General features: G+C 37.3%; 1 protein-coding gene. It reads right to left on the reverse strand.

What is annotated here, in order from left to right:
* Positions 1 to 29 precede the first annotated feature (29 nt).
* Positions 30 to 965: a glycosyltransferase family 2 protein gene (locus FKN99_RS17705; RefSeq protein ID WP_172119104.1), complete on the reverse strand. Its 936-nt coding sequence runs from the start codon at positions 963 to 965 to the stop codon at positions 30 to 32.
* Between the last annotated feature and the right edge of the window lie 299 nt (positions 966 to 1,264).

The following is a 1,264-nucleotide window of genomic DNA, read 5'->3' on the forward strand; positions in this document are numbered from 1 at the left end:
CATCTTTTTAATTAGCATCTTGCTGTTTTCTAAACGACCTCTTCGTGGTGCTTCTTTATTTTTTGAGAGTATCTCAAGCTGTTTTTTTGCGGAAATCCACTTAGCATAGACAGGAACATTCTGACGCCCATTTTCTTCTTAAACATTCTAAAAAACAGCTTAAAGAATAATGCTATTTTAAGTAGAATCCGACCGGTGCGATTGTAGTGTTTATTTAGCAAGTGGTAATAGGAGATATAAAATTCTTGTTGCATCAGAAACCCTTGCTCTGTGCTACCACCCGCTTCATGAAATATCTGTGCTTCAGGAATAAAAAAAACTTTCCTATCAGATTCCCAAATTCTTTTAGCAATATCCTCTTCTTCACAGTAAAGAAAAAAGGCAGTATCAAAACCACCAATATCGCAAAAAGCATCTGCATTAAAAAACATGCAAGAGCCACTAACAACTTCAACCTGCGTGGGTTTATCTAGCTTCACACGATTGCTTGGAAATTTAACCTTTGAAAACTTTCTTTGCACGCTGTTACCAAACAGCTGCTTTAAAAGATGGGGAAACTGTTTATGCGAAGATGAATAATTGTTGTTGGCATCGACTATTTGAGCAGTTGCCAACGCCACCTCTGCGTTTGAATCCAGATATTTCTTTAATACACCTGCCGTATTATTTAAAAGCTTGCAATCATTGTTAACAAAAAAGTAATACTGTCCACTCGCATGATTTACCCCTAGCATATTGCCACTTGAGAACCCGCTGTTTATGGAGTTCCTAATTAATTTCACGTCATTTTTATCTTTCAAAAACTCTTTCAGACTTAAAAAATCTTTATCTTCAGAGGCATTATCAACAACGATAATTTCGTAAGATATGCTATCAGTATTCGATAAAATGCTATTAATTAACTCAGCTGTATGTTGTGAAGAATTATAATTTATCGTAATAAATGACACTTCTATTTTTTTCATAAGGAACCACTGTGGTTGAGTTCAATTTAAAGAATGCTTCATTACAATAAATGACGAATACTCCTGATAGCGGTTGCAGATAGATGTATATAGTCAACCATTTAAATTCTACCGTAAGCAGCCATACTATTAAACATCGCTGCCAACCCGCCCTGGATCGATAAAGACCAACAGCTCACTCAGATAGCCACAGTAGGCTGCCTCAATGTGCTGCTATACAGCAAGCCAAACTTTCCCCCTGCCGACCAAGGGCATAAGACGGCAGATGGTTTTTCGGCGGCGCTTTAGCGTAACATTGC

This window comes from Halomonas hibernica (assembly GCF_013183775.1).
Taxonomy (GTDB): Bacteria; Pseudomonadota; Gammaproteobacteria; order Pseudomonadales; family Halomonadaceae; genus Vreelandella; species Vreelandella citrativorans.